The organism is Streptomyces sp. URMC 129, from assembly GCF_051386415.1.
In the GTDB taxonomy this organism is placed as follows: Bacteria; Actinomycetota; Actinomycetes; order Streptomycetales; family Streptomycetaceae; genus Streptomyces.
This window is the reverse complement of record NZ_JBPQTQ010000215.1, coordinates 1-5358: the sequence shown is the minus strand read 5'-3', so window position 1 is coordinate 5358 and position 5358 is coordinate 1. Positions and strand designations below refer to the sequence as shown.

The window sequence follows — 5358 nt, the reverse complement described above, 5'->3', positions numbered from 1 at the left end:
CGGCCAGGTCACCGGACGTGATCAACGTGCGCGACAGGTCGTCCAGCCAGATCGCGACACCCTCTTGTGAGAGGCGCTTGAGTGCGTCGGTCATGGAAATCGCATCTCCTGCTGTCTCGTATATCGGTGTCAGCGCTCGGCGACGGTCAGGGATTCCCGCGCGGCCAGCGCCACGGCATCCGAGGTGAAGCCGAACTCGCGGTAGAGGGTCTCGTAGTCGGCCGAGGCCCCGAAGTGCTCCAGCGACACCACGCGTCCGGCATCGCCCACATACCGGTACCAGCTCATGCCCACTCCGGCCTCCACCGCCACGCGGGCCTTGACGGCGGGAAGCAGCACGTGGTCGCGGTACCCCCGGTCCTGCTCCTCGAACCACTCGACGCACGGCATCGACACGACGCGGGTCGGCACGCCGTCGGCCTGGAGCTCGTCGCGGGCGGCCAGGGCGATCTGCAGCTCGGAGCCGGTGCCGATGAGGATGACGCGCGGGGTGCCGCCCTCGGCCTCGGTGTGGATGTAACCGCCCAGCGCCACGCCCTCGTTGGGCTCGTACGTCGGCACGTTCTGCCGGGTGAGCGCCAGGCCGTGCGGGGCCGGGTGGGTGGCGTGCCGCTTGACGATCTCGCGCCAGGCGATGGCGGTCTCGTTGGCGTCGGCCGGGCGCACTATGTTCAGCCCGGGGATGGCGCGCAGCGACGACAGGTGCTCCACCGGCTGGTGGGTGGGGCCGTCCTCGCCGAGGCCGATGGAGTCGTGCGTCCACACGTAGGTGACGGGCAGCTTCATCAGCGCGGCCAGCCGGACGGCCGGGCGCATGTAGTCGGAGAAGACGAGGAACGTGCCGCCGTAGATCCGGGTGTTGCCGTGCAGGGCGACGCCGTTCATCACCGAGCCCATGGCGTGCTCGCGGATGCCGTAGTGGACGGTGCGGCCGTAGGGGTTGGCCTCCGGCAGCGGGTTGCCCTCGGGGAGGAACGACGACGAGGCGTCGATGGTGGTGTTGTTGGAGCCGGCGAGGTCGGCGGAGCCGCCCCACAGCTCGGGGAGCACCGCGCCCAGCTCCTTCAGGACCTGGCCGGACGCCTTGCGGGTGGCGACCTGCTTGCCCGGCTCGAAGACCGGCAGCACCTTCTCCCAGCCCTCCGGCAGCTTCGCGGCCCGGATCCGGTCGAACTCGGCGGCCCGCTCCGGGTTGGCCTGCCGCCAGGCGGCGAGCCGCTCGTCCCACGCGGCGCGGGCCCGCTGCCCGCGCGCCACGACGGACCTGGTGTGGGCGAGGACGGCCTCCTCGACGTCGAAGTGCCGCTCGGGGTCGAAGCCCAGCACCCGCTTGGTGGCGGCGACCTCCTCCGGGCCCAGCGCGGAGCCGTGCGCGGCCTCGGTGTTCTGCGCGTTGGGCGCGGGCCAGGCGATGATCGAGCGGGCCGCGATGATCGACGGCCGGCCGGTCTCCGCCCGCGCGGCGGCGAACGCCGCGTGCAGCGCGTGCGGGTCCAGGTCGCCGCTCTCCTTCGGCTCCACGCGCTGGGTGTGCCAGCCGTAGGCGGCGAACCGGGCCAGGACGTCCTCGGAGAACGCGGTGGCGGTGTCGCCCTCGATGGAGATGTGGTTGTCGTCGTAGAGCAGGACCAGGTTGCCCAGCTTCTGGTGGCCGGCGAGCGAGGCGGCCTCGGCGGCCACGCCCTCCTGGAGGTCGCCGTCGCCGGCGATGACCCACACGGTGTGGTCGAACGGCGAGGCGCCGGGGGCGGCGTCCGGGTCGAACAGGCCGCGCTCGTACCGGGCGGCCATCGCCATGCCGACCGCGTTGGCCACGCCCTGGCCCAGCGGGCCGGTGGTGGTCTCGACGCCGTCGGTGTGCCCGTGCTCGGGGTGGCCGGGGGTCCGGGAGCCCCAGACGCGGAAGGACTTGAGGTCGTCCAGCTCCATGCCGTACCCGGCCAGGTAGAGCTGGATGTAGAGGGTGAGACTGGTGTGGCCCACCGAGAGCACGAAACGGTCCCGGCCCGTCCAGTCCGGGTCCGAGGGATCGTGGTTCATCAGCTTCTGGAACAGGAGGTACGCGGCGGGCGCCAGGCTCATCGCCGTGCCGGGGTGGCCGTTGCCGACCTTCTGCACGGCGTCCATGGCCAACACCCGCGCGGTGTCCACCGCCCGCTGGTCAAGATCGGTCCATTCGAGGTCTGATGTGGTCGGCTTCTTGCTCACCCTGCGTCAGGGCTCCTTCCCGCATGTGTCAGGCCCGGCGGCGCCCCTCCCCCTGCGGCGGGACACGGCTCTACCAGGCGGTGTCGAGCCTACCTTTCGGACGCGGGGCCGACCGCCGACGCTTTCCAGGGTGCCCCGGCCGGGCCGGCCCGGCACGCTCGGCAACACGGGGGACCCGGCGACAAGCCGCGCAAGCCGGGCGTCTAAAGTGACCAGGTACTTGCCCGCAGCGCACTCGCTGATGTCGCACAACCATGAGGTGTCCGTGACGGCCGTCGATTCCCGTCCCGTGGCAGAGCTCGGACCGGGCTCTGACCGCAGGACACCGGGAGCCCGGGTCAAGGCGTTCATCGCACTGACGAAGCCGCGCATCATCGAGCTGCTGCTGATCACCACGGTGCCGGTGATGTTCCTCGCCGAGCAGGGCGTGCCCGAGCTGTGGCTGGTGCTCGCCACCTGCTTCGGCGGGTATCTGTCGGCGGGTGGCGCGAACGCGCTCAACATGTACATCGACCGCGACATCGACGCGCTGATGCACCGTACCCAGAACCGCCCCCTGGTCACCGGCGCCGTCCGGCCCGGGGAGTGCCTGGCCTTCGGGCTGACCCTCGCCGTCGCCTCGACGCTGTGGTTCGGGCTCCTGGTGAACTGGGTCTCGGCGGCGCTCTCGCTCGCGGCGCTCCTCTTCTATGTCGTGGTCTACACGATGTGGCTCAAGCGCCGCACCGCGCAGAACATCGTCTGGGGCGGCATCGCCGGCTGCATGCCCGTGCTCATCGGGTGGTCGTCGGTGACGGGCTCGCTGTCGTGGGCCGCGATGGTCCTCTTCCTCGTCATCTTCTTCTGGACGCCGCCGCACTACTGGCCGCTGTCGATGAAGGTGAAGGAGGACTACGCGCGGGTCGGCGTGCCGATGCTGCCCGTCATCGCCGCCAACACGGTCGTGGCCCGGCAGATCGTCGCCTACAGCTGGGTGATGGTGGCGGTGTCGCTGGCGCTGTGGCCGCTGGGGTACACCGGCTGGTTCTACCCGCTGGTCGCCGCGCTGGCCGGCGGATGGTGGCTCTGGGAGGCGCACACCCTGTCGGCGCGCGCACGGGCGGGGCTGAAGGGGCCCAAGCTGAAGGAGATGCGGCTGTTCCACTGGTCGATCACCTACGTCTCGGTGCTCTTCCTGGCCGTCGCCATCGACCCCTTCCTCCGCTGACACCTCACCCTTCTCACCCTTCCCCGGCCCTCCCCGGGGAACTTACTGGCCGGTAGTATGCGCTCATGACTGACACCACCGAAGTTTCCGAGGACCGCGCCCCGGACCGTGCCCCGGTGAACGCGCGCGAGGTGAAGCGCCTGGCGCGCCGCATCCGCTCCTTCGCCGCCGCGCACGGCGGGCAGGCCGAGGGCCAGATCGCGTACATCGGCGTCCGCGGCTACCGCCTGGTGCTCGTCGGCGGCGACGGCGCCTGGGGTGACGTCGTGCACACCGACCGGCAGGCCCTGGAGCAGGCGGCCGGGCAGGCCGGGGCCGAGCTGCGCGAGACGTTCGACGGCGACCTGGCGGCGCGCGTGAAGACCGGGCCGTACGAGTGGTCCCGGATGGCCGGCATCCAGGTCGGCGGCCCGAGCAACACCTGACGCGGTCGGCGCCGCCTCCGCGGCGCACGCACGAGAGCGGGGACATGCACTCTCTGCCCCTGGTGGACCAGTACGGCCACGGCATCCTCCACGGCGAGCTGGGCCTCGGCGCCTTCGAACGGCGGCTCGCGGCGCGGACTCCCCGACGGCCGGGAGCTATTTCGACAGCCCCGTCGGCCGCGCCGTGCGCCGCTGGTGCCCGCCCCTGTTAGGACTCGAACCGGACTGCCCGGCCGTCAGCTACCTCGCCAGGCGCCGCGAACTGGGCGCCTACGCGGCGGGCCGGACGCTGCTGCGCGCCAGCGGCATCAGGGTCTTCCTCGTCGACAGCGGGCCCGTCCCCGGGCAGGAGCACGCCGAGGAGGTCACCACGCCGGACGAGCTGGCCTCGGCGGTGGGCGGCCGGGCCCACGAGCTGGTCGCCCTGGAACGGCTCGCGGCACGGGCCGCCGACGCCACCGGCACGGTCGAGGAGTTCCTGGACGAGGCCGCCGGGGCCCTGGCCGCCGCCGCGCGCGCGGCGGCGGCCTTCGTCTGCGCCGCGGACGGTGTGACGGAGGGCGGCGCCGGGGTGCCGGAGCCGACCGAGGTGCGGCGCGCGGCGGGCCGGTGGCTGTCCGCCCGGGGCGCGCCCGAGCCGGTCCTTCTCCGCCACCTGCTGTGGGGCGCGCTGGAGACCGGCCGCCCGCTCCAGCTCCGGTGCACGGACCCGGTGCCGCTGACGCCGCTGCTGCACGCCGCGGCGGGCCGGGGAACGCTGGTGCTGCTGCCGCGCACACCCCACCACGCGGCGGCGGCCCGGCTGGCCGCCGCGTTTCCCCACGTGTACGCGGACGTGGGTCCGGAGCCGGGCCGGACGCTGGCCGAGGCGCCGTCCGGGAAGCTGCTGTTCTCCAGCCGCGCCCGCGCCCTGCCCGAGCTGCACGTGATCCGGGCCCGGCGGTTCCAGCGGGCGATGGGCCGGGTGCTCAGCGACTGGGTCACCGCGGGGGAGTGCTCCCCGGCGGACGCGGAACGCGTCGGCGCGATGGTCGCCGGCGGCACCGCCCGCCGGATCTACCGCCTCACCGAACGGGCCCCGGCGCGCTGAAGGGCGTGGTCGAAGCCGGGAGAGGCGGCCTTCCGGCTGTGATCGGCGGCGCCCGGCCCGTTGGGTGCCGGAGTGGCGTGGCTGCCGGGTGATCTCACCTGCGTCCCGGAATCCACGGCGATCCGGCGGGCGGTTCAGCGACGCGCCGGGGGTCCGTCCTCACCCGGGCGTCCGGCCGGCTCACCGCCCCCAGGGGGGCGACGTCCGGGGGGCACCTGGCCGATTCCGCAACGCCGTCATCGTGCGTGCCAGGAGGCACCGCCTGCCCTGAAGGGCGTGGCGGAAGCCGGGAGAGGCGGCCTTCCGGCCGTGATCGGCGGCGGCGCCCGCCCGTCGGGTGCCGGTGTGGCTTGCGCTGGACGGCCCCCTGCGACGACGGACCCTAGGCCGGTACGGGTGCCTGTGCGGGTTCGGGGCTGGGGGTCGGC

Annotated in this window: 4 protein-coding genes; 3 read left to right on the top strand and 1 reads right to left on the bottom strand. The window is 73.3% G+C overall.

The window, feature by feature from the left end; all coding sequences use genetic code 11:
• Window positions 1–129 precede the first annotated feature (129 nt).
• Window positions 130–2208 (bottom strand): transketolase, encoded by a 2079-nt coding sequence (tkt, locus tag ACSNOC_RS26885; protein WP_436750177.1) that lies wholly within the window; start codon window positions 2206–2208, stop codon window positions 130–132.
• A 265-nt stretch (window positions 2209–2473) separates the two neighbouring features.
• On the opposite strand from tkt, the gene ACSNOC_RS26880 reads away from it, so the two are divergent.
• The 3 genes from ACSNOC_RS26880 to ACSNOC_RS26870 all read left to right on the top strand — a co-directional run bounded on the left by ACSNOC_RS26880 (window position 2474) and on the right by ACSNOC_RS26870 (window position 4930).
• Complete coding sequence (locus tag ACSNOC_RS26880; protein ID WP_436750176.1) at window positions 2474–3415, top strand: heme o synthase; 942 nt, start codon at window positions 2474–2476, stop codon at window positions 3413–3415.
• 65 nt (window positions 3416–3480) lie between these two features.
• Complete coding sequence (locus ACSNOC_RS26875; protein WP_436750175.1) at window positions 3481–3840, top strand: hypothetical protein; 360 nt, start codon at window positions 3481–3483, stop codon at window positions 3838–3840.
• A 184-nt stretch (window positions 3841–4024) separates the two neighbouring features.
• Window positions 4025–4930, top strand: a complete 906-nt coding sequence (locus ACSNOC_RS26870; RefSeq protein WP_436750174.1) for an amidohydrolase — start codon at window positions 4025–4027, stop codon at window positions 4928–4930.
• The last annotated feature ends 428 nt before the right edge of the window (window positions 4931–5358 follow it).